The sequence below is a fragment of the Ruegeria sp. CDSA079 genome (genome assembly GCF_059612245.1).
Window position 1 is genome coordinate 153,296 of record NZ_JBXWQF010000006.1, and the last position, 24,235, is coordinate 177,530.

General features: G+C 56.8%; 24 protein-coding genes. 11 read left to right on the plus strand and 13 right to left on the minus strand.

The genetic code is table 11. The annotated features are described in order from the left end of the window. The first annotated feature begins 14 nt into the window (after positions 1–14). From sdhA to AC2FJZ_RS08570, 5 genes are all read left to right on the plus strand, one after another. Complete coding sequence (gene sdhA / locus AC2FJZ_RS08550) at positions 15–1,820, plus strand: succinate dehydrogenase flavoprotein subunit (protein ID WP_496777018.1); 1,806 nt, start codon at positions 15–17, stop codon at positions 1,818–1,820. 95 nt (positions 1,821–1,915) lie between these two features. Next, on the plus strand, positions 1,916–2,542 hold the full coding sequence (locus AC2FJZ_RS08555; RefSeq protein WP_496777020.1) for a sulfotransferase: 627 nt from the start codon (positions 1,916–1,918) through the stop codon (positions 2,540–2,542). A gap of 31 nt (positions 2,543–2,573) precedes the next feature. Beyond that, the gene (locus AC2FJZ_RS08560) at positions 2,574–3,353 is read left to right on the plus strand and encodes a succinate dehydrogenase iron-sulfur subunit (protein ID WP_050604073.1); all 780 of its coding nucleotides are present in this window, start codon (positions 2,574–2,576) and stop codon (positions 3,351–3,353) included. A 121-nt stretch (positions 3,354–3,474) separates the two neighbouring features. After that, a complete protein-coding gene (locus AC2FJZ_RS08565) occupies positions 3,475–3,615 on the plus strand; it encodes a hypothetical protein (protein ID WP_172677882.1) in 141 nt (46 codons plus the stop codon). A 291-nt stretch (positions 3,616–3,906) separates the two neighbouring features. Next, positions 3,907–4,770 carry an urea carboxylase-associated family protein gene (locus AC2FJZ_RS08570; protein ID WP_496777022.1) on the plus strand — a complete coding sequence of 288 codons (864 nt, stop codon included), beginning with the start codon at positions 3,907–3,909 and terminating at the stop codon, positions 4,768–4,770. Positions 4,771–4,803: 33 nt separating this feature from the next. Here the strand turns inward: AC2FJZ_RS08570 and deoD are convergent, their stop codons facing one another. The 3 genes from deoD to AC2FJZ_RS08585 form a co-directional block, all read right to left on the minus strand. After that, on the minus strand, positions 4,804–5,514 hold the full coding sequence (deoD, locus tag AC2FJZ_RS08575; protein WP_496777024.1) for a purine-nucleoside phosphorylase: 711 nt from the start codon (positions 5,512–5,514) through the stop codon (positions 4,804–4,806). An 18-nt stretch (positions 5,515–5,532) separates the two neighbouring features. Beyond that, a complete protein-coding gene (locus AC2FJZ_RS08580) occupies positions 5,533–5,850 on the minus strand; it encodes an H-NS histone family protein (RefSeq protein WP_496777025.1) in 318 nt (105 codons plus the stop codon). 122 nt (positions 5,851–5,972) lie between these two features. Further along, on the minus strand, positions 5,973–7,940 hold the full coding sequence (locus tag AC2FJZ_RS08585; RefSeq protein ID WP_496777027.1) for a protein meaA: 1,968 nt from the start codon (positions 7,938–7,940) through the stop codon (positions 5,973–5,975). 143 nt (positions 7,941–8,083) lie between these two features. Here AC2FJZ_RS08585 and AC2FJZ_RS08590 point away from each other — a divergent pair, with 143 nt between their 5' ends. The 6 genes from AC2FJZ_RS08590 (at position 8,084) to AC2FJZ_RS08615 (ending at position 14,989) form a co-directional block, all read left to right on the plus strand. Then, positions 8,084–9,448: a 1-acyl-sn-glycerol-3-phosphate acyltransferase gene (locus AC2FJZ_RS08590; protein WP_496777029.1), complete on the plus strand. Its 1,365-nt coding sequence runs from the start codon at positions 8,084–8,086 to the stop codon at positions 9,446–9,448. Between the two features lie 136 nt (positions 9,449–9,584). Beyond that, on the plus strand, positions 9,585–10,868 hold the full coding sequence (gene ccrA / locus AC2FJZ_RS08595; protein WP_050604079.1) for a crotonyl-CoA carboxylase/reductase: 1,284 nt from the start codon (positions 9,585–9,587) through the stop codon (positions 10,866–10,868). 367 nt (positions 10,869–11,235) lie between these two features. Continuing rightward, positions 11,236–11,955, plus strand: coding sequence for a helix-turn-helix transcriptional regulator (locus AC2FJZ_RS08600; protein ID WP_050604080.1), 720 nt, complete (start codon positions 11,236–11,238; stop codon positions 11,953–11,955). Positions 11,956–12,038: 83 nt separating this feature from the next. Continuing rightward, positions 12,039–12,671, plus strand: coding sequence for an acyl-homoserine-lactone synthase (locus tag AC2FJZ_RS08605; protein ID WP_496668613.1), 633 nt, complete (start codon positions 12,039–12,041; stop codon positions 12,669–12,671). 60 nt (positions 12,672–12,731) lie between these two features. Further along, positions 12,732–14,264 (plus strand): ATP-dependent DNA helicase, encoded by a 1,533-nt coding sequence (locus AC2FJZ_RS08610; protein ID WP_050604082.1) that lies wholly within the window; start codon positions 12,732–12,734, stop codon positions 14,262–14,264. Continuing rightward, on the plus strand, positions 14,261–14,989 hold the full coding sequence (locus tag AC2FJZ_RS08615) for an SDR family oxidoreductase (protein WP_496777031.1): 729 nt from the start codon (positions 14,261–14,263) through the stop codon (positions 14,987–14,989). Before AC2FJZ_RS08610 ends, AC2FJZ_RS08615 begins: the two co-directional genes overlap by 4 nt. A gap of 3 nt (positions 14,990–14,992) precedes the next feature. Here the strand turns inward: AC2FJZ_RS08615 and AC2FJZ_RS08620 are convergent, their stop codons facing one another. The 10 genes from AC2FJZ_RS08620 to AC2FJZ_RS08665 form a co-directional block, all read right to left on the minus strand. Then, positions 14,993–15,760 carry a TIGR02186 family protein gene (locus AC2FJZ_RS08620; protein WP_050604084.1) on the minus strand — a complete coding sequence of 256 codons (768 nt, stop codon included), beginning with the start codon at positions 15,758–15,760 and terminating at the stop codon, positions 14,993–14,995. A 2-nt stretch (positions 15,761–15,762) separates the two neighbouring features. Then, positions 15,763–16,683, minus strand: a complete 921-nt coding sequence (locus tag AC2FJZ_RS08625) for a sulfite exporter TauE/SafE family protein (RefSeq protein WP_050604085.1) — start codon at positions 16,681–16,683, stop codon at positions 15,763–15,765. Between the two features lie 90 nt (positions 16,684–16,773). Beyond that, positions 16,774–17,697 carry a sulfite exporter TauE/SafE family protein gene (locus AC2FJZ_RS08630; RefSeq protein WP_496777032.1) on the minus strand — a complete coding sequence of 308 codons (924 nt, stop codon included), beginning with the start codon at positions 17,695–17,697 and terminating at the stop codon, positions 16,774–16,776. 90 nt (positions 17,698–17,787) lie between these two features. After that, positions 17,788–18,756 carry an ABC transporter permease gene (locus AC2FJZ_RS08635; protein WP_050604087.1) on the minus strand — a complete coding sequence of 323 codons (969 nt, stop codon included), beginning with the start codon at positions 18,754–18,756 and terminating at the stop codon, positions 17,788–17,790. Further along, entirely contained in the window at positions 18,756–19,850 is a 1,095-nt protein-coding gene (locus AC2FJZ_RS08640; RefSeq protein WP_050604088.1) for an ABC transporter permease, read from the minus strand. The genes AC2FJZ_RS08635 and AC2FJZ_RS08640 overlap by 1 nt, the downstream gene beginning before the upstream one ends. Position 19,851: 1 nt before the next feature. Further along, entirely contained in the window at positions 19,852–21,381 is a 1,530-nt protein-coding gene (locus AC2FJZ_RS08645) for an ABC transporter ATP-binding protein (RefSeq protein ID WP_050604089.1), read from the minus strand. A gap of 86 nt (positions 21,382–21,467) precedes the next feature. Further along, complete coding sequence (locus tag AC2FJZ_RS08650; protein ID WP_050604090.1) at positions 21,468–22,466, minus strand: BMP family lipoprotein; 999 nt, start codon at positions 22,464–22,466, stop codon at positions 21,468–21,470. A 157-nt stretch (positions 22,467–22,623) separates the two neighbouring features. Further along, positions 22,624–23,037, minus strand: coding sequence for a GNAT family N-acetyltransferase (locus AC2FJZ_RS08655; RefSeq protein WP_496777034.1), 414 nt, complete (start codon positions 23,035–23,037; stop codon positions 22,624–22,626). Further along, positions 23,034–23,624 (minus strand): tRNA (adenosine(37)-N6)-threonylcarbamoyltransferase complex dimerization subunit type 1 TsaB, encoded by a 591-nt coding sequence (gene tsaB, locus AC2FJZ_RS08660; protein ID WP_496777036.1) that lies wholly within the window; start codon positions 23,622–23,624, stop codon positions 23,034–23,036. The genes AC2FJZ_RS08655 and tsaB overlap by 4 nt, the downstream gene beginning before the upstream one ends. Then, the gene (locus tag AC2FJZ_RS08665; protein ID WP_496777038.1) at positions 23,614–24,177 is read right to left on the minus strand and encodes a NifU family protein; all 564 of its coding nucleotides are present in this window, start codon (positions 24,175–24,177) and stop codon (positions 23,614–23,616) included. Before AC2FJZ_RS08665 ends, tsaB begins: the two co-directional genes overlap by 11 nt. Positions 24,178–24,235 lie beyond the last annotated feature (58 nt).

The following is a 24,235-nucleotide window of genomic DNA, read 5'->3' on the forward strand; positions in this document are numbered from 1 at the left end:
CGGAGCTGAAAGAAATGGCTGCATACGAATACGAAACGCATGATTATGACGTGGTCGTTGTCGGCGCCGGTGGGGCCGGTCTGCGGGCGACTTTGGGCATGGCAGAGCAAGGTTTGCGCACGGCCTGTGTGACCAAGGTATTCCCGACCCGCTCTCATACTGTGGCAGCGCAGGGCGGCATCGCCGCATCGCTATCGAACATGGGTCCAGACACCTGGCAGTGGCACATGTATGACACCGTCAAGGGCTCGGACTGGCTGGGCGACACCGACGCGATGGAATACCTGGCGCGCGAGGCGCCCAAGGCGGTTTACGAGTTGGAACATTATGGGGTTCCGTTCAGCCGTACCGAAGAAGGCAAGATCTATCAGCGCCCCTTTGGTGGTCACACCACCGAGTTCGGCGAAGGCCCAGCCGTGCAGCGCACCTGCGCTGCGGCGGACCGGACCGGCCACGCGATCTTGCACACGCTGTATGGTCAGTCGCTGAAAAACAATGCTGAGTTCTATGTCGAATATTTCGCCATTGACCTGATCATGTCCGATGATGGTGAATGTCAGGGCGTCGTCTGCTGGAAATTGGACGACGGCACGATGCATGTTTTCAACGCTAAGATGGTGGTGCTGGCGACCGGTGGTTATGGTCGCGCCTATTTCAGCGCCACCTCTGCCCATACATGCACCGGCGACGGTGGCGGTATGGTGGCGCGCGCGGGCCTTGCGCTGCAAGACATGGAGTTTGTGCAGTTCCACCCAACTGGTATCTACGGTTCGGGCTGCCTGATCACCGAAGGTGCACGCGGCGAGGGCGGCTATCTGACCAACTCGGAAGGCGAGCGGTTCATGGAGCGTTATGCGCCCCAGTACAAGGACCTCGCGCCGCGTGACTATGTATCGCGTTCGATGACGATGGAGATCCGTGAAGGCCGCGGTGTCGGGGCGGAAGGGGATCACATCCACCTGAACCTGTCGCACCTGCCTGCCGAAGCTCTGGCCGAGCGTCTGCCCGGCATCTCGGAAAGCGCCAAGATTTTCGCAGGCGTGGACGTCACCAAGGAACCCATCCCGGTTTTGCCGACCGTGCATTACAATATGGGCGGTATTCCGACCAACTATTGGGGTGAGGTTCTGAACCCGACTGCCGATGACCCGACGGCTGTTGTCCCCGGCTTGATGGCCGTGGGTGAAGCTGGTTGTGCTTCGGTCCACGGCGCAAACCGTCTGGGTTCGAACTCGCTGATCGACCTCGTGGTGTTTGGCCGGGCGGCTGCAATCCGGGCTGGTAAAGTCGTGGATGCCGAAGCTGCCAACCCGGTTCTGAACCAAGCGTCGGTCGACAAAGCCTTTGACCGGTTCGATGCGGTTCGCAACGCCAGTGGCTCGGTCCCGACCGCAGAACTTCGGCTGGAGATGCAGAAAACCATGCAGGCGGACGCAGCCGTATTCCGTACCGCCAAAACCATGGCCGAGGGCGTCGAAAAGATGACCGCGATTGCTGCCAAAATGGATGATTTGCAAGTTACCGACCGCTCGTTGGTCTGGAACAGCGATCTGATGGAAACGCTGGAACTGACGAACCTGATGCCCAATGCGTTGGCCACTATCGTCGGTGCTGAAGCCCGCAAGGAATCCCGTGGTGCCCATGCGCATGAGGACTTCAGCGAGCGTGATGATGAAAACTGGCGGGTGCATACGGTCAGCCGGGTTGAGGGCAGCGCAGTTGACCTCAGCTATCGCCCGGTCATCGTTGATCCGCTGACGACCGAAGATCAAGGCGGTATCAGCCTGCAGAAGATCGCGCCCAAAGCGCGGACGTTCTAAGGGCTGGGAAACCTCGCAATGCAGTGCAAGCGCCAAATTCCCACAACCCTGACGTTGGCGATCAGCCTGCAGATGACGTGTGCTTGGTGCTTGTCATGACGGTCGAAGTTCTGAATTCGGGGTCAAGCGACCCCAAGATCATCCTGATCGGTTTGAACCGCTGTGCGACGACCTCGTTTCATAAGCTGTTCCAAAACAGCGGAATTCCGTCCGTACATTGGGAAGATGAGCAGGGCCAAAACCTTGCACATCGCATGATGACCAATATTGCCATGGGGCGTAGGCCCTTGGATGGGTTCGGTGCGGTTCGGGCTTTCACCGACATCGCCTTTGTCAATTCGCGCTTCGTGCTGGACGGTGCACGGTTCTTTCGTGAACTGCACGCGGCTTACCCGGACGCCTACTTTTTGCTGAACACACGTAATCGCAAGGAATGGATCAACTCACGGGCCAGCCATTCCGGCGGTGGCTATCTGGAACGATGCTGCAAGGCCAATGGCCTGGCAGCGGATGAGGTGAAACAAGGCTGGGCGTATATGTACGATGTGCACCACGCCGAGGTCGAAGCCTATTTCGACGGAAAACCCCGTTTCCTGCGCTATGATATCGACAAAGATGACCCGCAAAGCGTTGCGGACTGGCTCTCGCCGGATTTTGACGTGAACATCGCCCATTGGGGGCATTACAATCGAGGGGCGTCCCAGAACGCCCGGACAGGCTGAAAGGCGGCCTTGTGCTGAATGGAGAATTGACATGGTTCAACTGACCCTGCCCAAGAATTCCCGGATTACCACCGGCAAGACCTGGCCCAAGCCGGACGGCGCCAAGAATGTGCGCAAGTTCCAGATCTATCGCTGGAATCCCGATGACGGACAAAACCCGCGCGTCGACACGTATTTCGTCGATATGGACACGTGCGGTCCGATGGTTCTGGACGCGCTGATCAAGATCAAGAACGAGATCGATCCGACGTTGACATTCCGCCGGTCTTGCCGCGAAGGCATCTGTGGCTCTTGTGCGATGAACATCGATGGGATCAACACGCTGGCCTGTATCTATGGCATGGATGAGATCAAGGGCGACGTGAAAATCTATCCGCTGCCACATATGCCGGTGGTCAAGGACCTGATCCCTGATCTGACACACTTCTATGCTCAACATGCATCGATCATGCCGTGGCTGGAAACCAAGACCAACCGCCCTGCGAAGGAATGGAAGCAGTCGATCGAGGACCGAAAAAAGCTGGATGGTCTGTATGAATGCGTGATGTGCGCCAGTTGCTCGACATCTTGCCCCAGCTACTGGTGGAACGGCGATCGGTATCTTGGCCCCGCCGCGTTGCTGCACGCTTATCGCTGGATCATCGACAGCCGGGATGAAGCCACGGGTGAGCGTCTGGACGAGCTGGAAGATCCGTTCAAGCTCTATCGCTGTCACACCATCATGAACTGCGCCAAGACCTGCCCGAAGGGTCTGAACCCGGCCAAGGCGATTGCCGAAATCAAGAAGATGATGGTCGAACGCGCAGTTTAAGCGCGAAGTCGGTTTGCGATAAGCGCATGTCCAACTTGCAAAATTAGGCGATGCAGCCCTGGCTGTGTTGCCTTATTTTTTGGTCAGGGAGGAGTGATGAGATTAAGTCAGGATCACTCCAATGAGCACAGCGACATCCAAACAGAAAGTCGACGCCCAAGAGGCACTGAAACTGCTTGAACAGGCATGGGCTTATTACACGCCAGAGCCGGTTCAGGCCGACAAGGAACCCGAGCTGTTCGAATACGCAAACGCGGCCTGATAACGGGCTGCGGCACTTGAAAAGCGTCCGTTAATCAGCAAAGCAGAGGAATGCCTGTTCTTCTGCTTATTCTGGCGGCCGGAGTGTTCGCCTATTTTTTCTGGCGCGCGCGCCATTCTGCGCTTACGCGTGAGTGTCGGTGGCGACAAGACAAAAGCCATGGTGTTTGGCGGTGCAGCTACTGCGGTGCCCAAATCACGGCCCAAAGCCAACCTCTGCGATGTTTGAAGGCACGTGACGCGTGAAAGTCATGCCTTTTCGCCGACAGAGTTATGCGTCAATCTGCGTCGCATGACCAATATTGAGACCACTACCCGCCCGCCCGAAGATGCAGAAGCGCGTCGCGCAGTGGCCCCTGTCATCTGCTATCCGAACGATGCCTTGCCGCGTCCCGATGTTTCACGGATGCGATCCGTTCGCCAACGTGCGGTAAAAACTGGCGAGGTCCTGATTCCTCCGCGCGATGCGCGCTGTTTTGAGGCGCCCGCTGGGCATTTCTTTCGTATCACGTCAGTCGAAGGGCCACAGGTCGGTGATTTGAACCTGTGGAACCTAAATGACTTGTCCGAGCGGTTCTATTCCGGGAAAACCCGCGCTTTACATGGAACGCATCTGACCACAGGCGAGCGGATGTGGTCCAGCTTTCCCCACCTGCGTCCGATGGCCACGATCATTGCGGACACGCTGGAATGGTACGGGATTGATCCTTTTGGTGGGTCGGTTCACGATGTGATCGGGACGCGGTGCGATCCATATACGGGCAATCTGTTGTCGGGCACGCAATATCATCATTGCTGCCATTCAAATCTGACCCGCGCACTTGCAGACCATCTGGATCTTCCACTGGCCGAAGCCGAACCTGCGGTGCACGATGTTCTGAATGTCTTTATGTGCACGGGGTTCACCCGTGACACTGGTCAGTATTTCATGAAAGCCTCACCCGTGCGCCCCGGTGACTATCTTGAGTTCTTTGCCGAGATTGATCTGCTGGGCAATCTGAGCGCTTGCCCGGGCGGGGATTGTTCGTCCGAGCATTCATCGGACACGGCGGCCTGTTTCCCGCTGTTGGTCGAAACCTTCGCCCCTGTCGAAGGTGATTTGAAGTGGCGGGAAAGCCCGGCGCGCAACGGGTATGATCGCACGCACGGGCGATAAAACTGACAGGCACCGAGCGGTACCTGTCTTTTGTCAGCTGTTCGAGAAAGCCGCCTGAAGCGCAATTTCCACCATGTCACCAAAACTGCTCTGGCGTTCGGACGAAGGCAAAGCTTCTCCGGTCAGAAGGTGATCGGAAACCGTGAGTACGGCCAAAGCCCTGCATTTGTGGCGTGCCGCCAGTATGTACAGTTCCGCGGCTTCCATCTCGACGCCCAGAATGCCGTGACGCACCATCTGTTCGTTCAGATCCGGGCGCTCGTCATAAAAGACGTCGGATGAGTAGATTCCACCAATATGGGTCGGTGTTCCCTTTGCCGCTGCTGCCACTGCCGCAGCTTGCAACAAATCCCAGTCAGCGCAGGGGGCAAAGTTCAGTTCTTTCATGATGCCGCTGGACGGTGTGTTCAGCGTGGTAGAAGTCATCGCCAGAATGACCTCGCGCAGTTTGACACTGTCCTGCATTCCACCACATGAACCGATACGGATCAGGGTTTTTGCACCGTAATCGCGGATCAGCTCGTTCACGTAAATGGAAAGAGAAGGCATTCCCATGCCACTGCCCTGAATTGTAACAGGGTTTCCTTTCCAATTTCCGGTAAAGCCAAGCATTCCTCGAACGTCATTGACCTGTTTTACATCGGTCAAAAACGTTTCAGCGGCCCATTTTGCCCGATAAGGATCTCCGGGCAATAGAACGGTTTCCGCGATTTCGCCTTGTTCGGCGCCAATGTGAATGGTCATTTGCTCAAGTTACCCAGATCAAATTTCCAGTTTAGAAATATCGGCACCCGCCTTTAGGGCATCATGCACCCATTGAGGTTTACGGCCACGGCCTGACCACGTCTGGTCCGGGTTCGACGGGTTGCGATATTTGGCTTTGGTTTTCGGCGCTTTTCCACTGCGTGGTCCGTCGGTGGACAACTCAGACAGCGAAAAGCCAAACTCTGCGACGGCTTTCTCGGCCGCCTTCAGCGCGTCCTGACGATCGCGTTTTTCGGCGCTAACAAGCGCTTTGTCGATGTCGTTACGTAAAGCCAACAGCTCTTTTCGTGACATCTCTTCCAGATTTATCCCCATTATTCTTCTCCGAGCAAACTTAATTACGGTGCGTATCGGCGCGCACCGTAATTCCAAATGCCGGTTTATTCCATCCCCAATCCCTAATGGATAGAAACGGGAATAAGACGCAGGCGCTTCAATTATTCAGCAGCAAGTGTTTTCGGGTCTGCCAAAACGACGATATCGCCCATGATTGCGTTTAATTCGAAGTTTTTTGGGGTATAAACCTTGGCCACTCCCATGGCTTTCAATTTTTCGGCATCTTCATCGGGAATAATTCCGCCAACAACAACCGGTATATGGGACAGCCCTGCTTTTTGCAGGCGCGCCAAAACCTCTTCGACCAGCGGCAGGTGGCTGCCGGACAGTATGGACAAGCCAATCACATGCGCATCGTCTTCGCGTGCTGCGTCCACGATTTCCTCTGGGGTCAGGCGGATACCCTCATAGCTGATATCCATACCGCAATCGCGGGCGCGGAAGGCAATCTGTTCGGCGCCGTTGGAATGGCCGTCCAGCCCCGGCTTGCCGACAAGGAATTTCAGGCGGCGGCCCAATGTGTCGCTGACCGCATCGACAGCGGCACGCAGATCGTCCAGCCCTTCGGTCTTGTTTGAAACTGAGCCCGAAACGCCAGTAGGGCCGCGATAGGTGCCATAGACCTTGCGCATCTCTTCCGCCCATTCGCCTGTGGTGACGCCCGCCTTGGCGGCCGCAATGGACGGCTCCATCACGTTGGCCCCGGCCTGTGCGGCTTCACGCAGCGCAGCCAGAGCTGCTGCAACAGCCGAGTCGTCCCGTTCGGCACGCCAGACGTTCAGGCGGTCAATCTGTTCCTGTTCCACGGCTGGATCGACAACCATGATGCCGCCATCTTCGGTCTGCAAGGGGGATGGCTCACCTTCGATCCATTTGTTAACGCCAACAACGACGGTTTCATTGCGTTCGATACGGTTCAGCCGTTCTGCGTTGGACTCCACCAAGCGAGATTTCATATACCCGATCGAGGCCACAGCGCCGCCCATCGAGTCTAGGTTCGCCAGCTCGGCACGCGCGCCTGTTTTAAGGTCTTCGACTTTGGCATCGACTGCAGGGTTGCCGTCGAACAGATCATCGAATTCCAGCAGGTCAGTCTCATAAGCCAGAATTTGCTGCATCCGCATCGACCATTGTTGATCCCACGGGCGCGGCAGGCCAAGCGCCTCGTTCCACGCGGGCAACTGCACCGCTCGCGCGCGCGCGTTTTTCGATAGCGTCACGGCCAGCATCTCGATCAGGATACGATAGACGTTGTTTTCAGGCTGCTGTTCGGTCAGACCCAACGAGTTCACCTGTACACCATAGCGGAATCGACGGAATTTCGGATTCTCGACACCATAGCGTTGTTGCAGAATCTCATCCCAAAGGTCGACAAAGGCGCGCATCTTGCACATTTCGGTGACAAAGCGGATGCCTGCGTTTACGAAAAACGAAATCCGGCCGCACAGGGCTGGGAAATCCTCTGCTGGAACGCGCGGGCGCAATTCGTCCAACACGGCGATGGCGGTGGCCAACGCGTATGCCAGTTCCTGTTCTGGTGTCGCGCCCGCTTCTTGCAGGTGGTACGAGCACACATTCATTGGGTTCCACTTGGGAACGTTGGTATAGCAATACTCGGCCACGTCCGCGATCATCTTGAGCGATGGTTTGGGCGGGCAAACATAGGTGCCGCGGCTCAGGTATTCTTTGATCAGATCATTTTGCACCGTGCCCTGCAGTTTCGACACATCTGCGCCTTGCTCTTCCGCGACGGCGACATAAAGCGCCAAAAGCCATGGGGCAGTTGCGTTGATGGTCATCGAGGTGTTCATCTGCTCCAGCGGAATCTGGTCGAACAGAACCCGCATGTCGCCCAGATGGCAAACCGGTACACCCACCTTGCCGACTTCACCGCGTGCCAATGTGTGGTCGCTGTCATAACCTGTTTGCGTCGGCAGATCGAAGGCCACGGACAAGCCGGTTTGCCCTTTCGCCAGATTCCCCCGATAAAGCGCGTTCGAGGCTTTGGCCGTGGAATGACCGGCATAGGTTCGGATGAGCCAGGGGCGATCTTTCTGCGTCTGCGTCATAGCGGACCTCGTGTTTCAGTGGGCAATAAAATTACGTCTTGAAGCTCTAAAGCGCAATTTTCGGGATATGTCAATTCGCTGCGTTGCGGCATCGTTTGATTGTTCAGATTGTGAGCGGTTGCGATTGATGGCAATGTGCGGCCATGACGCAAACCGTGGAACTTCCGCTTTGGCTTTTCCTGCTGATCGTGGTCTTTGCCATGGTCACTTTTGCTTCGCATTTCCTGTTCCCTTCGGTGCGTTGGTTTTTTCGCCGTAGGCTGGAACGGGCCGTTTCACGCCTCAATCAAAGGCTTCAACGTCCCATTCAGCCGTTCAAGTTGGCGCGGCGACACGACATGATCCAGCGGTTGATTTACGATCCACAGGTCGGCCAGGCCGTTCAGCAACACGCGCGGGACGAAGGCGTTCCCGAAGCGGTGGCCTCTGAAAAGGCGCGCCGCTATGCGCGCGAAATTGTCCCGTCGTTTTCAGCCTTTGCATATTTCAGCTTTGCTATCCGTCTGGCTCGCCTGCTGAGCAATACGTTTTACGAGGTCCGACTCAGTTATAAAGACGAGGCTGCGATAAAAAACATCGACCCTGATGCGACCGTGGTATTTGTGATGAACCATCGCAGCAATATGGACTATGTGCTTGTCACCTATCTGGCAGCACAGCAGTCGGCCTTGTCTTATGCCGTCGGAGAATGGGCGCGCGTTTGGCCGCTTAGCCGTTTGATCCGTGCGATGGGGGCGTATTTCATTCGGCGCAAATCGGGCAGCGAGCTCTACCGGCAGGTTCTGTCCTGTTATGTGCGCCACGCGACCGAAGCTGGTGTGACGCAAGCCATGTTCCCGGAAGGCGGTTTAAGCCTGACCGGCGCGTTGGGTCGTCCCAAGCTTGGTTTGCTGAAATACATTATGGATGGAACTTCGATCGACGGGCGCGATGTCGTTTTTGTTCCTGTGGCGCTGAACTACGATCGGGTGCTTGAAGATACGATCCTGACTCGCGCCGCCTTGGGCTCTGAGCGCCGGTTCCGTGCTCGGATCGGGGTAATCTCGCGCTGGGTTCTCAAGCAGCTCTGGCGACGCCTGATCGGGCGGTACAAGCGGTTTGGCGTTGCCTCGGTGCGATATGGGGTTCCGATTTCACTCAAGGAATTTCGCGCTGTCAGCGATGACGATGTCATGACTGACCTCGCCCGAGAATTGATGCAACGCATCGGTCAGGCCATCCCGCTGGTTCCGGCACCGGCTGCGTGCCGGTTGTTGCAGGAAAACGGGTCTTTGCCTGAAGAAGCCGTACGATCCCAAATACTGTCCATGTTGGCTGAAGGTGGTCATGCATCAGATGGAGACGAAGCGGCGGTCGACAATGCCCTGAATCAGTTGGTCGAGCGCAGGATCTTAAGCCGGGAAAGGGGCAATCTGGCCTTTTCAGGTCAACGTGAGGATCTGTTGGATTATTATGCAGCCTCGGTTCCCATCCATGAGAAATCTGGAAATACTGCGGCTGCGAAATAGCTTTCTGCATTTGCAGGGTCATAAAATTACAAATCCCGACCAAAAACAGTTGCATTATTACCCATCGACCAATATCTCAGTTTGTGAAGCGCGCGATTCTGCGTTGCGGCAATGATATTGAGAATAGGAGGCCAGCATGGCTTTGGACACCGAAAGCGGTATCGCGTCGTACGAGGCACCCGAAAAGGACCTCTATGAAATGGGTGAGATCCCTCCGATGGGATTTGTCCCCAAGCAGATGTATGCCTGGGCTATCCGTAAGGAACGCCATGGCGAGCCGAACACTGCAATGCAGCAAGAAGTGGTCGACGTACCCGAACTGGACAGCAACGAGGTGCTGGTTCTGGTGATGGCGGCCGGCGTCAACTATAATGGTGTCTGGGCCGCCCTGGGGCAGCCGATCAGCCCGTTTGATGGCCACAAAGCCCCCTATCACATCGCCGGTTCGGACGCGTCGGGCATTGTCTGGGCCGTTGGCGACAAGGTGAAGCGCTGGAAAGTGGGTGATGAGGTGGTCATTCACTGCAACCAGGACGATGGCGATGACGAGGAATGCAACGGTGGCGATCCGATGTACTCTCCCAGCCAGCGGATTTGGGGGTACGAGACGCCGGACGGATCGTTCAGCCAGTTTACCCGCGTTCAGGCACAACAGCTGATGCCGCGCCCCAAGCATCTGACTTGGGAAGAAGCGGCGTGCTACACGCTGACGCTGGCCACCGCATACCGGATGCTATTTGGTCATGAACCTCACGATCTGAAGCCAGGTCAGAACGTACTGGTTTGGGGTGCGTCGGGCGGTCTGGGTTCGTATGCGATCCAGCTGATCAATACGGCCGGTGCAAATGCAATTGGCGTGATCTCGGACGAAAGCAAGCGTGACTTCGTCATGGGGCTGGGCGCCAAGGGTGTACTGAACCGAAAGGACTTTAACTGCTGGGGTCAATTGCCCACGGTAAACACCCCGGAATATGCCGAATGGTTCAGGGAAGCCCGCAAGTTTGGCAAGGCGATCTGGGACATTACCGGCAAAGGCAACAATGTGGATATGGTGTTTGAACACCCCGGTGAAAGCACGTTCCCTGTTTCGACGTTTGTTGTCAAAAAAGGTGGCATGGTTGTGATCTGCGCCGGGACCACCGGCTTCAACTGCACCTTTGACGTGCGCTACATGTGGATGCACCAAAAGCGCCTGCAAGGTTCGCACTTTGCCCACCTGAAACAGGCGGCTGCCGCAAACAAGCTGATGGTCGAGCGTCGTCTGGACCCCTGCATGTCCGAAGTGTTCACCTGGAACGATCTGCCCGAGGCCCACATGAAGATGCTGCGGAACGAACATAAGCCGGGCAATATGTCTGTCCTTGTTCAAGCGCCCCGCACTGGCCTGCGGACCTTGGAAGAGGTTCTCGACGCAGGCTGATCCCCCTTTGGGTCGTAGACAAAAAACACCCGCGAATCGCCTGTCCGATTCGCGGGTGTATTGCGTTTCGACAAAGCCTTTTGGACTTTCAAACACTTACATTTTCCTCCCCCGCTATTTTTGGGGAGTAGAAACCGGTGAATAGGTCGAAAAAGATCATACATGTTATGGTTGTGTTAACGCTTCGTTAACTGTTTCAGAGAGACCCTAATGGCGCAGAATGAGTGGATATTGGACGTACTGTCGGACCTCAATGCTTTCGCCGTTGCGAACGGGTTGAGCGCGCTTGCCGAGCAGCTTGATGACACAAGATTGATCGCAGCGGCCGAGATTGCGTCCCTGAAGAACGAGGCACAAGCGCCCGCGGATGGGAACAGAAGTCGAATTGGGTCAGATCCTTCAGGATTTGGAAAACACCAACACGCTTGAAGAACTCAGCAATGTTGCAGAGCGATTGCGGGGTATTCTGCAGGTCGAACATTTGACCTATCACTGGGTCGATGGCGCTGGCGATCAATACGGCTACACCACCTATTCAGATGCCTGGGACGAGCGCTACCGAAACAAGAATTACCATCGTATTGACCCGGTTATTCTTGGATGCTTCCAAAGATTTCATCCGGTCGACTGGAAATCTCTGGACTGGTCGAGCAGGATCGCAAAATCCTTTCTCGAAGATGCCAGAAGCCACGGTGTTGGCAATCAGGGCTATTCCATTCCGATCAGGGGCCCGAACGGGCAGTTTGCCCTGTTCACTGTAAACCACAGTTGCGATGATCAGACCTGGCAACGCTTTATTTCAACGTACGGGCGGGAGTTAATTCTGGTTGCGCATTACATCAATCGCAAAGCGCTTGAATTCGAAAAAGACAGGCAACCGGATTCCGCACGCAATCTGTCACCACGGGAAATTGACGCGATCACCCTTTTGGCTTTGGGCTACAGCCGGGCACAAGTGGCGCATTCTCTTTCGATTTCAGAGCATACGCTGCGTGTCTATATCGAAAGCGCCCGGTCCAAATTGGGTGCCCATAACACCACCCATGCCATCGCAACTGCGCTCAGCCGAGGATTAATAGTCGTTTAAGGCGAGTGCGCCTTCCACACGCAATATTAACCACGACTCTGTACCCCCTTCGTTCCTGCACAGGACGACAAGGGGAACAAGTCATGTTGCGTTATTTATATGCCGATCAGTTGTACAGATTTCCAACTCTGGCGGAAGGGATGTTCAAGGATCGTGCGGATCAGTTCAAAACCCGGCTGGGGTGGGATGTCAATGAACAGGGGGAAGAGCGGGATGAGCATGATGCGCTCAACCCGCTCTATGTCATTTGGGAAGAGCCGGACGGCAGTCATGGCGGGTCAATGGGGGTTCTGCCCACAACGGGCCGGGTGATGATCAACGAGATATTCGGTCATCTTAACGGTGGTAAACCCATTTACAGCCCGCTGATCTGGGAAGTGACCCGGTTCTGCCTGTCACGCAACGCAGGTCCACATACGGCCGGAGCCATTATGCTGAGCGGCGGCGAAATGATGGAAGGTTTTGGCCTGACCCATATCGCCGGTGTCTTTGATGCGCGTATGATCCGTATCTGTCGTCTGATTGGCTCGTCCCCCGAGGTTCTGGGCACCCAGGGCAGAGGACGGGATCAGGTCTCGATCGGGTTGTGGCCTTATTCGGCGGATGACTGCAATCGCGTGGCGGAACGCGCTGGTATCCCGCGCGAGCTTTCGCGCCTGTGGTTCAACACAGCGTTTGGGCCCAAAAAACAGCACCGGTTTGCCTTGTCCGCGTAAGCAGTTGAAAACGCCATTCCACATCTGGTGATGGTCGGCGCGGCCCTGTAGGGTCGCGCCATGTCTTTGCAAAATGTAACCTTCTCGGATGACCAGGCCGCCGCATTTGACAGCATCGCCGAGATGCTGAGATCAGCGGGTGTCGATCTGGAAGATGACGCCCTACTCAAGCTGCCGGGGGCAGGGAAATCCGGCGTAATGGCCGTAATCGGTAAGGCCGGTTCAGGTAAAACCCTGCTGTTGGCTGAACTGTACAAAGCGCTGGCAGAGACCGGGGTGCAGATCGTGTCCGGTGACTATGAAAGTCGCAAGTCCAGGGACAAGCGCAGCCTTGCCATTCTGGCCCCCACAAACAAGGCTGCAAGCGTTCTGCGACTGCGTGGCGTGCCTGCCACTACAATTCACCGCATTCTCTATACGCCGGTTTATGACCCGGAATACGAGCGCATTGCCGAATGGCTGGCGGGCAACGATGAACGCCCCGAGATCGAAGGGCTGACAGATGAAGCCTTGGATCGGGCCGCGGCGTTTTACGAAAACAACAAATCCATCCCGGGGGCACTGGCCGCGGCCGGTTTGCGGGGATCGGATTTCATCACGGGGTGGAAACGGCGCGAAGAACCTTTGGACATCGGATTTGTCGATGAAGCGTCGATGCTGGACGACCGTCAGTTCGAGGATCTGAAAGAGATTTTCGCAACTCTTCTGTTGTTTGGTGACCCGGCACAGCTGGCACCGGTAAATCAATCAGGCAGCATGGTGTTTGAGGCATTGCCCGAACCCCGGAAGCTGACGCTTGAACGGGTTCACAGGCAGGATGCGGACAATCCAATCCTCGATCTGGCCCATGCTTTGGCTGATCCGGCGATGGGGTTTGAAGATTTCGAACGTTTGGTCGAAGAGATAGCCCGCCGCGACGACCGGGTGGTCTGGGGGCAGCGGGTCGAGGTCGACCTGATGGCGCGCAGCCCGGTTCTGGTCTGGCGCAATGCCACGCGCATTCGTCTGATTCAGGCGTTTAGGAACGTCCATGGCGCACCAGAGACCGAGTTGTTGGAGGGAGAGCCGCTGATTTGTGACGGGCTCGAATTGCCGTTGAAACATCGCAAGAAACGTCTGGATCTTGAGGCGCGCGGACTGATCAAGGGGGCTCAGGTCGTGTATCTGGGGCCGGGGCGAAAGCCGGGATTCTCGCGGTTGCATGTTATGGGGGCTGAAGACCCTCAGGTCAGCGCGGCGTCGATTGTTCAGATCGAGAAGCCAGATGAGGAAGAACCGTTCATTCCTTTTGCCGCGCGCATGGGCGCGACGTTTCTGCACGGTGCGGCGGTGACGATTCACAAGGCGCAAGGATCGCAATGGGATACGGTTCAGGTCTTTGCGCCGGATATCTATGCCGCAGCCCGAATGGGCCGGACTGAGGCCGGCCAGCCCTTATGGAAACGTTTGGCTTACGTGGCGATCACCCGCGCGCAAGAGCGGCTGATCTGGGTTGTGCGCAACCGGTTGTCGAAACCAACGTACCCGTTGCAGGTGGATGACTTGCGGGCGGTTCCAGCGGCATCACTGACACTGGAGGCAGAAGAGACATGACATCCATCATCGTTACCGGCGCAAGCTCTGGTATAGGTCTGGCCACGGCTGAACTGTTCCTGGCCCAAGGATGGACAGTCGGGGTGTTGGCACGCAGTGCGGATAAGCTGAATGCCCTGGCGCAAAAACACGGCAATGCGGTATCCTTACCTGCTGATGTAACTGACCCTGAGGCTGTGACGTCAGCGTTCCGCAAGTTTACGGACGAGGTCGGGCGTCTGGATGTCTTATTCAACAACGCCGGTATCTTTGCTCCGGGGGGCACTATTGACGAAATCGCACTTGAGGATTGGTATCAAAGCGTCAATGTCAACCTGAACGGCATGTTCCTGTGCGCACGCGAAGCCTTTCGGATCATGCGTCATCAGAACCCGCAAGGTGGGCGGATCATCAACAATGGCTCGATTGCCGCACATGTTCCGCGTCCGAACTCTGTGCATTATTCGGCTACAAAACACGCGATTACCGGACTGACCCGCAGCTTGTCTTTGGACGGGCGGCCTTTTGGAATAGCCTGCGGGCAGATCGACATCGGGAACGCCCGCACGCAGATGGTTCAGGGTCTTGTGGACGCCGCGCAGGCGGCGGGGGACACGCCAGACCCGACCATGGCCGTCGAAGACGCGGCGCGCTCCGTCTTGCATATGGCAACCCTGCCGCCCGAGGCGAATGTTCAGTTCATGACCGTCATGGCCACGACCATGCCTTATATCGGCAGGGGTTGACCGTTACTTGTCGCGCAACAGACGGAAAGCCGTCGAAGCGCCCCAACCTGCCGCAATCGCGATAACAAGCGACATCAAACCGTACCAGACGGGTTGCTGGCGCGACATGTTGTACAGGAACCGTTCCAGGCCGACTTTGCGGACATCAATGGTCGTCTCGTATTGCGAAACCACCTCTCCACTGCGGGTCAGGAAAATACGGGCAGTATAGTCCCCCTCAGTCAGGTCGGCGGGCATGTCGATTGAGGTGCGGAACAGGGTTTGTTCGTCCACAGCCACCGTGGCTTCGCGAATGGAATAGAGGTTTTCATCTTCGCGGATGCGAACCACAGCGTCTGCGAAATCCTGCGCTCCGCGGATATGCATCGCAGCACCAACAGAGCGGATCGCACGTTCGATCGACACGCGATAGCGCAGATCTTCAGTGTCAGTCAGAATGTCATCCAAAGGTCCGCTGGTGGCGACGGCATAGAAACTGGGCGCAAGGTCGACAAGGACACTGTCGGTGTTGACCCAGATCCCCAGCTTTCGTTCCTTGCGGCGTACGGTGACCGGCTCAGAAGGACCGGCGACCGCGACGATGACCTCGACGGGTGGGCCGGGCGGAATAGGGGTTTCCCGTTTGATGGCCCCGAAAATGAGAAGCTCGGAGCCGTCAAAGGTCGCCGTGATCGCAACCCGATCCTGACTAAGACCCAGAACAACCTGTTCTTCCGCTGCAGATACGGGCAGGCACAACAGACAAAAAGCGGCAATGAGTGAACGCAGCATCCTCAGTGTCCTCCCCCGTTTCCAAGTGAGTAAAGCTCGGCAGGCTGTAGAAGCAGATCAAGAGCCAGCTTGCCACAAACCACCAGAACCAGAGCAGCCAGCAGAACGCGCAGCTGTTCCGCCGGCATCCGCGCGCCAATCACGGTACCGATCTGCGCACCAATTACGCCGCCGACCAACAACAATACGGCCAGAACAACGTCGACCGTGTAGTTGGTTGTGGCATGAAGCATCGTGGTGAAGGCTGTCACGAAGATGATTTGAAACAGCGATGTGCCAACAACAACCTTTGTAGGCATGCCCAGCAGATAGATCATGGCGGGAACCATGATAAAGCCGCCGCCAACACCCATGATTGCCGACAAGACGCCGACGCAAAGCCCAACCAAAACAGGCGGAATGACCGAGATGTAAAGACCTGATGTGCGAAACCGCATCTTGAAGGGCAGGGCGTGAATCCAGCCGCGCTGACGGCGTTTGGCGGGGGCGGCTCCACCCCTTTTGGCTTTGCGCAGTGCCCTGAGGCTTTCGACGAACATCAGGCTGCCGATGACGCCCAGGAAAACCACGTAACACAGCATAACCAGCAGATCGACCTGACCCAGACTTTTGAGGTAGTTGAAAACAACCACACCCAAAGCAGCGCCTATAAGACCCCCGACCAGCAACACCGTTCCCATCTTGAGGTCCACGGTTTTTCGTCGGAAATGCGCCAGAACACCGGAAAAGGACGATGCCACAATCTGGTTGGCCTCGGTCGCAACGGCCACAGCCGGAGGGATGCCGATGAAGAACAGAAGCGGCGTCATGAGAAAACCGCCGCCGACCCCAAACATCCCGGACAGAACGCCAACCATCCCACCCAGACCAAGCAGGAGGAATGCATTCACCGATACTTCGGCTATGGGCAGGTATATATACATGGTACCGTCACTCTGCGTTTTTCTTCGCGTTGTCGCCTATTGAAGTTGAATAAAAAAGAGGTAGTTGCCGCGCGATGCGTTTTGTCACGGTCAAACCCCTCCGGGCTCGGTGAGCGAGAAGACCTCATCCGGATGCACAAGCAGGTCAAAGCCGATCTTGATAGCAACGCTCATGACAAGAAGCGCCAGCAGAATGCGCAACTGCTCGGCCCGCAAACGGGCACCAATCATCGTTCCGAACTGTGCGCCCAGAACACCACCCAGCAACAATAGAACGGCCAGGATGATATCGACGCTGAAGTTGGTCGAGGCGTGGATCATCGTGGTGAACCCGGCCACAAAAATGATCTGAAACAAGGATGTTCCGATGACCACTTTTGTCGGGATGCCAAGCACGTAGATCATCGCGGGAACCATGATGAACCCGCCACCCACACCCATGATCGCCGACAGAATACCGACGCCGAACCCGACCAACACTGGCGGGATGACCGAGATGTAAAGGCTGGAGGCCCGAAACCGTGTTTTGAACGGCAACGTATGTATCCAATTGCGCTGGCGCCGTTTGGGAGCGGGGTTTCTGCCCGCCTGTTTGGCGCGACGGATGGCGGACAAGCTTTCGATGAACATCAAAGTGCCGATGACGCCCAGAAAGAAGACGTAACACAACTGTACGGCCAAATCGACCTGACCCAGATGTTTCAGGAAATTGAAGGCCACCATACCCAATGCTGCACCAAACACTCCGCCGATCAGCAGCACCGTTCCCATCTTCAGATCTACGGTTTTGCGTTTCAGATGCGCCATCAATCCCGAGAACGAGGATGCGACGACCTGATTGGCCGAGGTCGCCACCGCAACCGCAGGGGGAATGCCGATGAAAAACAGAAGCGGTGTTATCAGAAACCCGCCACCTACGCCGAACATGCCCGACAAAACACCCACAAGCCCACCGATCCCCAACAGCAGGAATGGGCTGACAGACACTTCGGCTATGGGCAGGTAGACGTGCATACCCCCTTAGACCGGGTGCGGCATACAAAATCAACTCTGCATGCCGCTCTGCAGCGAACAGGATTTAGATTTGTCCCTGAACTGGACTTATCAGCGTTCCTTTACATAGGGCTCGCCACCCGCACGTGGCGGTACGGCCTTACCGACGAAGCCAGCCAGAATCACCACCGTCAGGATATAGGGCAAGGCGTCCATCATCTGCACCGGGATCACGATCCCGCCCAGATCGATATTCTGGAACCGCAGTGCGACGGCCTGCAACAGGCCGAACAGCAGGCAAGCCCACATGGCGTGCCAGGGGCGCCATTTGGCAAAGATCAGCGCGGCCAGCGCGATGAACCCGCGACCGGCGGTCATTTCCTTGACGAACCCAGCTTGCAAGGCAGTGGCCAGATAAGCGCCTGCGATGCCGCACAAAACGCCACAGATGGCGACTGCGGCAAAACGCAGACCAACCACGGATACACCTGCTGTATCCACTGCCGCGGGGTTTTCCCCCACGGCCCGCAGGCGCAGGCCGAACCGGGTGCGATACAAAACCCACCACGTTGCTGGAACCATCAGAAACGCCACATAGACCAGGATCGAATGACCCGAGAGCAACTCGGAATAAATCGGGCCGAAAATGGGTACACCACTGAGCGATTCAGCAAACGGGAAATTAATGGGTTCAAACCGCCCGCCGCCGAAAAGGGATGGTGTGCGACCGCCTTGCTGGAACCAGCTTTGGGCGATCAAAACGGTCAGCCCCGAGGCGAGAAAGTTGATGGCCACACCCGAGATCAGCTGATTGCCTCGGAATGTGATCGACGCCAGCCCGTGCAGGCCCGACAGCAACATCGAGGACGCGATACCGGCCAGCAATCCCAGCCAAACAGATCCCGTGACGGCTGCGATGGCTGCCGAAAAGAAAGCCGCCATCAGCATTTTACCTTCGAGGCCGATGTCAAAGATACCTGCGCGTTCCGAAAAGAGACCAGCCAGACACGCCAGAAGCAGGGGCGTGGACAGGCGGATCGTCGAATCCAGAACCTGGATGAGGGTAACGAAAAATTCCATCACTCAGCCCTCTTCCGCATACCAAGGAACAGTTTTTCAAGCGGCATCCGCACCATGTTGTCCAGTGCACCGGTGAACAGAATGACTAAAGCCTGAATGACCACGATCAGCTCACGCGGGATTTGGGTCCAAAGCGCCAGTTCCGCGCCGCCCTGATAGAGAAACCCAAACAACAGAGCCGCAAGGAAAACCCCAAACGGGTGCGACCGGCCCATCAGCGCGACGGCGATACCGATAAAACCAGCGCCTTCGGTTGGGTTCAGCACCAGACGTTCAGCCTCGCCCATGACGTTGTTGATGGCCATCATGCCTGCCAATCCACCCGAAATCAGCATCGCAATGATCGTGATCCGTACAGGCGAAATGCCGGCATAAACGGCGCCAGTTTCAGAATGTCCGTAGGCCCGAATTTCATAGCCCAGTCGCGTCCGCCAGATCAGGGCCCAAACCACAAAGCAAGCCAGAACTGCCACAAAGAAAGAGATGTTTGCAGGAGCGCCCCGGAATACAACATTGTCTGCGGTCGAGAACATCGACTGAAAACTCGGCAAGTGCGTGGCTTCGGGGAAGCGCGCCGTTGCAGGGTCCTGCGAGCCGGCCGGTTTCATTATATTCACCAGCATGTAGTTCAGGAAGGCGGCGGCGATGAAGTTGAACATGATCGTGGTGATCACGATATGGCTGCCACGCTTGGCTTGCAGATAGGCTGGGATTGCAGCCCAGGCCGCACCAAATAAGGCCGAGGCGGCGCAGGCGGCGAGCAAAGCAATGCTCCAGTGCGGCCATGGGACCGAAAGACAGATGATCGCGACACCCAGCCCGCCCAGCATGGCCTGACCTTCGCCACCGATGTTGAACAGCCGGGCGTGAAAGGCGACGGCGACCGCAAGGCCCGTGAACATGAAATTGGTCGCGTAGTAGAGCGTATAGCCCCAACCATAGGTCGACCCCAGCGCGCCGGTCACCATCAGCTTCACAGCGTCGATCGGGTTCTCGCCGATGGCCAGAATCACAAGCGCCGATAAAATGGCCGCCAGAAGCAAACTGATCAGAGGGATCAGGATTACATCGGCCCATTTAGGCATTTTTTCCATGTTACGCGGCCTCCCCCGCAACACCGGCCATCAACAGGCCCAGTTCTTTTTCATCTGTTTCGTGAGGCAGGCGTTCGCCCATGATGTGACCGTCGAACATCACCGCAATCCGGTCGGATAACGAGAAGATCTCTTCCAGTTCGACCGAGACAAGCAGGATCGCTTTGCCCTGATCGCGCAGCGCGACGATTTGCTTGTGAATGAACTCAATCGCACCGATGTCCACGCCGCGGGTCGGTTGTCCGACCAGCAGAAGGTCCGGGTTCCGCTCAATCTCGCGCGCAACGACGATCTTCTGTTGGTTGCCGCCCGAAAAGCTCTTGGCGGCCAGCCATGCGTCGGGCGGACGGACGTCGAATTTCTCGATTTTGGCTTCGGTATCGGCGCGCAGGGCAGCATTGTCCATGAAGATGCCACGTTGGTAGGCCGGGTCGCGGTGATAGCCGAAGGCCACATTCTCCCAAGCGTGGAAATCCATAATCAGGCCCTCGCGCTGCCGATCTTCCGGCACATGCGCGATATGCTGGGCACGGCGGGCCTGCCCGTCCGATCCTGCGCCACTCAGCGCCAGAGTCTGGCCGTTCAGTTTGATCGTGCCCTGACCCGGGCGCATACCGCCCAGAACCTCAAGCAACTCTGACTGACCGTTCCCGGCGACACCAGCAATGCCAACGATTTCACCGGCACGCACTGTCAGGTCGATACCTTTGACCCGTTCCACACCCGCCGCATCGAAAACGCTCAGTTTTTCAATTTCAAGGATGGGTTTGCCGGGTTTTGCGGGCACCTTGTCGACCTGCAACAGAACCTTGCGGCCTACCATCAGCTCGGCCAGCTCTTCGGGGCTGGTCTCGGACGTTTTGACAGTCGCTGTCATCTGCCCCCGCCGCATGACCGAAACGGTGTCAGTGTTTTCCATGATCTCGCGCAGCTTGTGCGTGATCACGATGATCGTTTTCCCCTCGGCCCGCAGACGATCGAGAATCCGGAACAACTGATCGGCTTCAGCCGGTGTCAGCACGCCAGTGGGTTCGTCCAGAATCAGAATCTCTGCCTTGCGATACAGCGCTTTCAGGATCTCGACCCGCTGCTGCATCCCCACGCCAATCTCATCGATACGCTTGTCAGGATCAACGAACAGCTCGTATTCTTCCTCAAGCTCTTTGAGCTCTTTACGGGCTTTGGACAAAGACGGCGCCAGCAGCCCTCCATCTTCGGCACCCAGAACGATGTTTTCCAGAACGGTAAAATTCTCCACCAGCTTGAAGTGCTGGAACACCATCCCGATGCCCGAGGCGATCGCTGCCTGGCTATCGGGGATATCGGTCTTGGTGCCGTTAATCCAGATTTCACCTTTGTCGGCTTTGTAGAAGCCGAAGAGGATGCTCATCAACGTAGATTTACCTGCACCGTTTTCACCGATGATCCCATGGATCGTCCCGGGGGCGACGCTGATGGAAATGTCTTTGTTGGCCTGAACCGGCCCAAAGGCTTTGGAAATCCCTTTGAGCTCAATGGCGGGGACGGTCATGTCTTGTCCTCAATTGCCGAAGGGGCCGCGCAGACGGCGCGGCAGAGTGGAGGCGAGGCGGAGGAAACCCCCGCCCCGCGTGTGTCTTAGAACTGCAGTGCCGGGCAGCTGTCGTTCTCGTAGTAGCTTACAACGTTGATATCACCGTTGATGATACCCTTGCGGGCTTCGTCCACAGCATCGCTCATGCGAACCGAAACAAGCTCTTTGTTGTTTTCGTCCATGGCGACGCCAACACCGTCGTCGGCCAGACCCATTACGAAGACACCGGTTTCGACGCCGTCACCCGCTTTCATCGCTTCATACACGGCTACGTCCACACGTTTCAGCATTGAAGTCAGCACTTTGCCGGGATGCAGGTGATTCTGGTTGCTGTCTACGCCGATCGACAGGATGCCTTCGTCAGCTGCGGTCTGCAGAACGCCAACGCCAGTTCCGCCTGCCGCGGCATAAATCACGTCAGCGCCTTGGCTGATCTGTGCTTTGGTAAGCTCGGAACCTTTTACAGGATCGTTCCATGCAGCTGGGGTCGTTCCGGTCATGTTGGCAATCACGTTAACATCCGGGTTAACGGCCTTGGCACCCTGTGCATAACCGCACCCAAAGTGACGGATAAGCGGTACGTCCATGCCTCCGATGAAACCAACCGTGCCGGATTCAGACGCCATGGCCGCCATCATTCCAACAAGATACGAGCCCTCATGTTCAGCAAAGCCGACCTGACGCAGGTTCGGCGCGTCCAGCCAAGTCACATCAACAACAACAAATTTGGTGTCGGGATAGTCCGGTGCAACCGTGCTGAGAGGGTCTGCCATGGCAAATCCCATGGTGATGATCGGGTTCGCGCCTGCTTCGGCAAAACGGCGGAGGGCCTGCTCGCGCTGGGCTTCCGATTGCAGTTCAATCTCGCGGTACTTCCCGCCCGTTTCGTTCGCCCAACGTTGTGCACCGTTATGCGCGGCTTCGTTGAACGATTTGTCGAACTTGCCGCCCAGATCAAAGATCAGCGCCGGTTCGGCCAGTGCGGCACCTGCGGTCAGCGCGACCGCAGCGGCAGCACCCATCAAGGATTTCATCAGGGTCATTTCAGTCTCCCAGTTTTATGTTGGCACGGGTTTAGATTAGTCCCGTTTACCCACTTTTAGCGAGCATAACTGTTGTGATGGCGGGTATTAAGAGGGTTTGCAACCGTCGGGGTCAATTGATTTCTGACCAAATGGTCTAAAAAATCACTGATTTCCGTTACGGCAAGCTGCGTTCCATTACGAGTGCGTCGATTTTCGGGCCGAATTCCCGCGCATAGTAGTCTTTTCGCAAGCCGCATTGATGATATTCACAGCGTTGGTACAGCGTGATGGCCGCCATATTGTCTGCCGCGACGTCCAGAAATGCCCGACTCGCCTTCATAGCGACGGCTTGTTCATGCCAATGGCGCATGATGTTAAGCGCCAGACCTTGCCGTTGCATTGAGGGGTGAGTCGCAATCGTCAGCAGTTCGGCCTCACCCGCGATCACCTGGACCAGGGCGAAGCAGTTTGAATCCCCAAAACAATGGGTGAACGGGTTCTCAAGCAGGCTGGCGAATTCGCTGGCAGACCACGGGCGCGATTGCGTGAAGGCTGCGGCATGAGTCGATGCCATCTCGTGCGGGGTCATTCGTCCAACAGGACCGGTGGCACATCGCGCGACGGGGCAGCGTCTGCGGGTCTGACATACAGGGGTGCTGGTGGTGCGCTGACATCGCGCCACCGTTCGGCGGTCAGCCGGGCAATGGCGCGGACCTGTTTTTCTGGATCGGTGCAGGAAAACAAAGGCCCAAGCGACTCGGCTTCAACCCTTTGCATCAGACGTGGATCGGAGCCGGGGACCTGTACATAAACCTGATCACGCGGGGCAGGAATACAGGGAAGCTGGTCCGCATCGATCAGTTCCGTCAAAGCATCGAACCCTGAAACGCCCACGGCCGGAACGCCGAGACCCAATGCAAGCCCGCGTGCGGCAGAGACCGAGATTCGAATGCCTGTGAAATTTCCTGGGCCGATGCCCACACCGATTGCATCCAAGTCCGCCCATACGCAATCGGCCTGGGCAAGCACGTCTTCGAGCAGCGGTACAAGGCGCTCGGCTTGCCCGCGTGACATTGCTTCGGCCCGAGATGCAACGATTTCGCGGCCACGCAGCAAAGCGGCCGCGCAATGCGCGGCCGATGTATCAAATGCCAGAATCGTCGGGTCAGACGGCAACAGGGCGAACCTCGGTCACTTCTGGGATGTAGTGGCGCAGCAGGTTTTCGATACCCATCTTCAGGGTCAGCGTCGAAGACGGGCAACCTGCGCAGGCCCCCTGCATGTGCAGGTACACCACGCCCCGATCAAACCCATGGAACGTGATGTCACCGCCATCTTGTGCCACTGCAGGGCGTACTCGACTGTCCAGCAAGTCTTTGATCTGGTTGACGATATCAGCATCTTCTCCGGTGTGCTCGGCATGACCCGAGGCCGCGACGGCATCTGCGCCCATGACTGGTTGACCGGATTGATAATGCTCCATCACCGCGCCCAGAATGGCCGGTTTGATGTGATCCCATTGAACGTCATCGGATTTGGTTACAGTGACAAAATCATTGCCAAAGAACACACCGGTGACGCCATTGACGGAAAAGATACGATTGGCCAACGGGGACTTCTCGCCCGCTTCTGCCGTAGGAAAGTCGGCGGTTCCAGCCTCAAGCACCGTTTGGCCGGGCAGGAATTTCAACGTGGCCGGGTTTGGGGTGGATTCGGTCTGGATGAACATGAGGCAGCTCCGTCTGATGTGCCTTTGATATGCGCGCAGGGGCGCGGGAAGTCAAGAT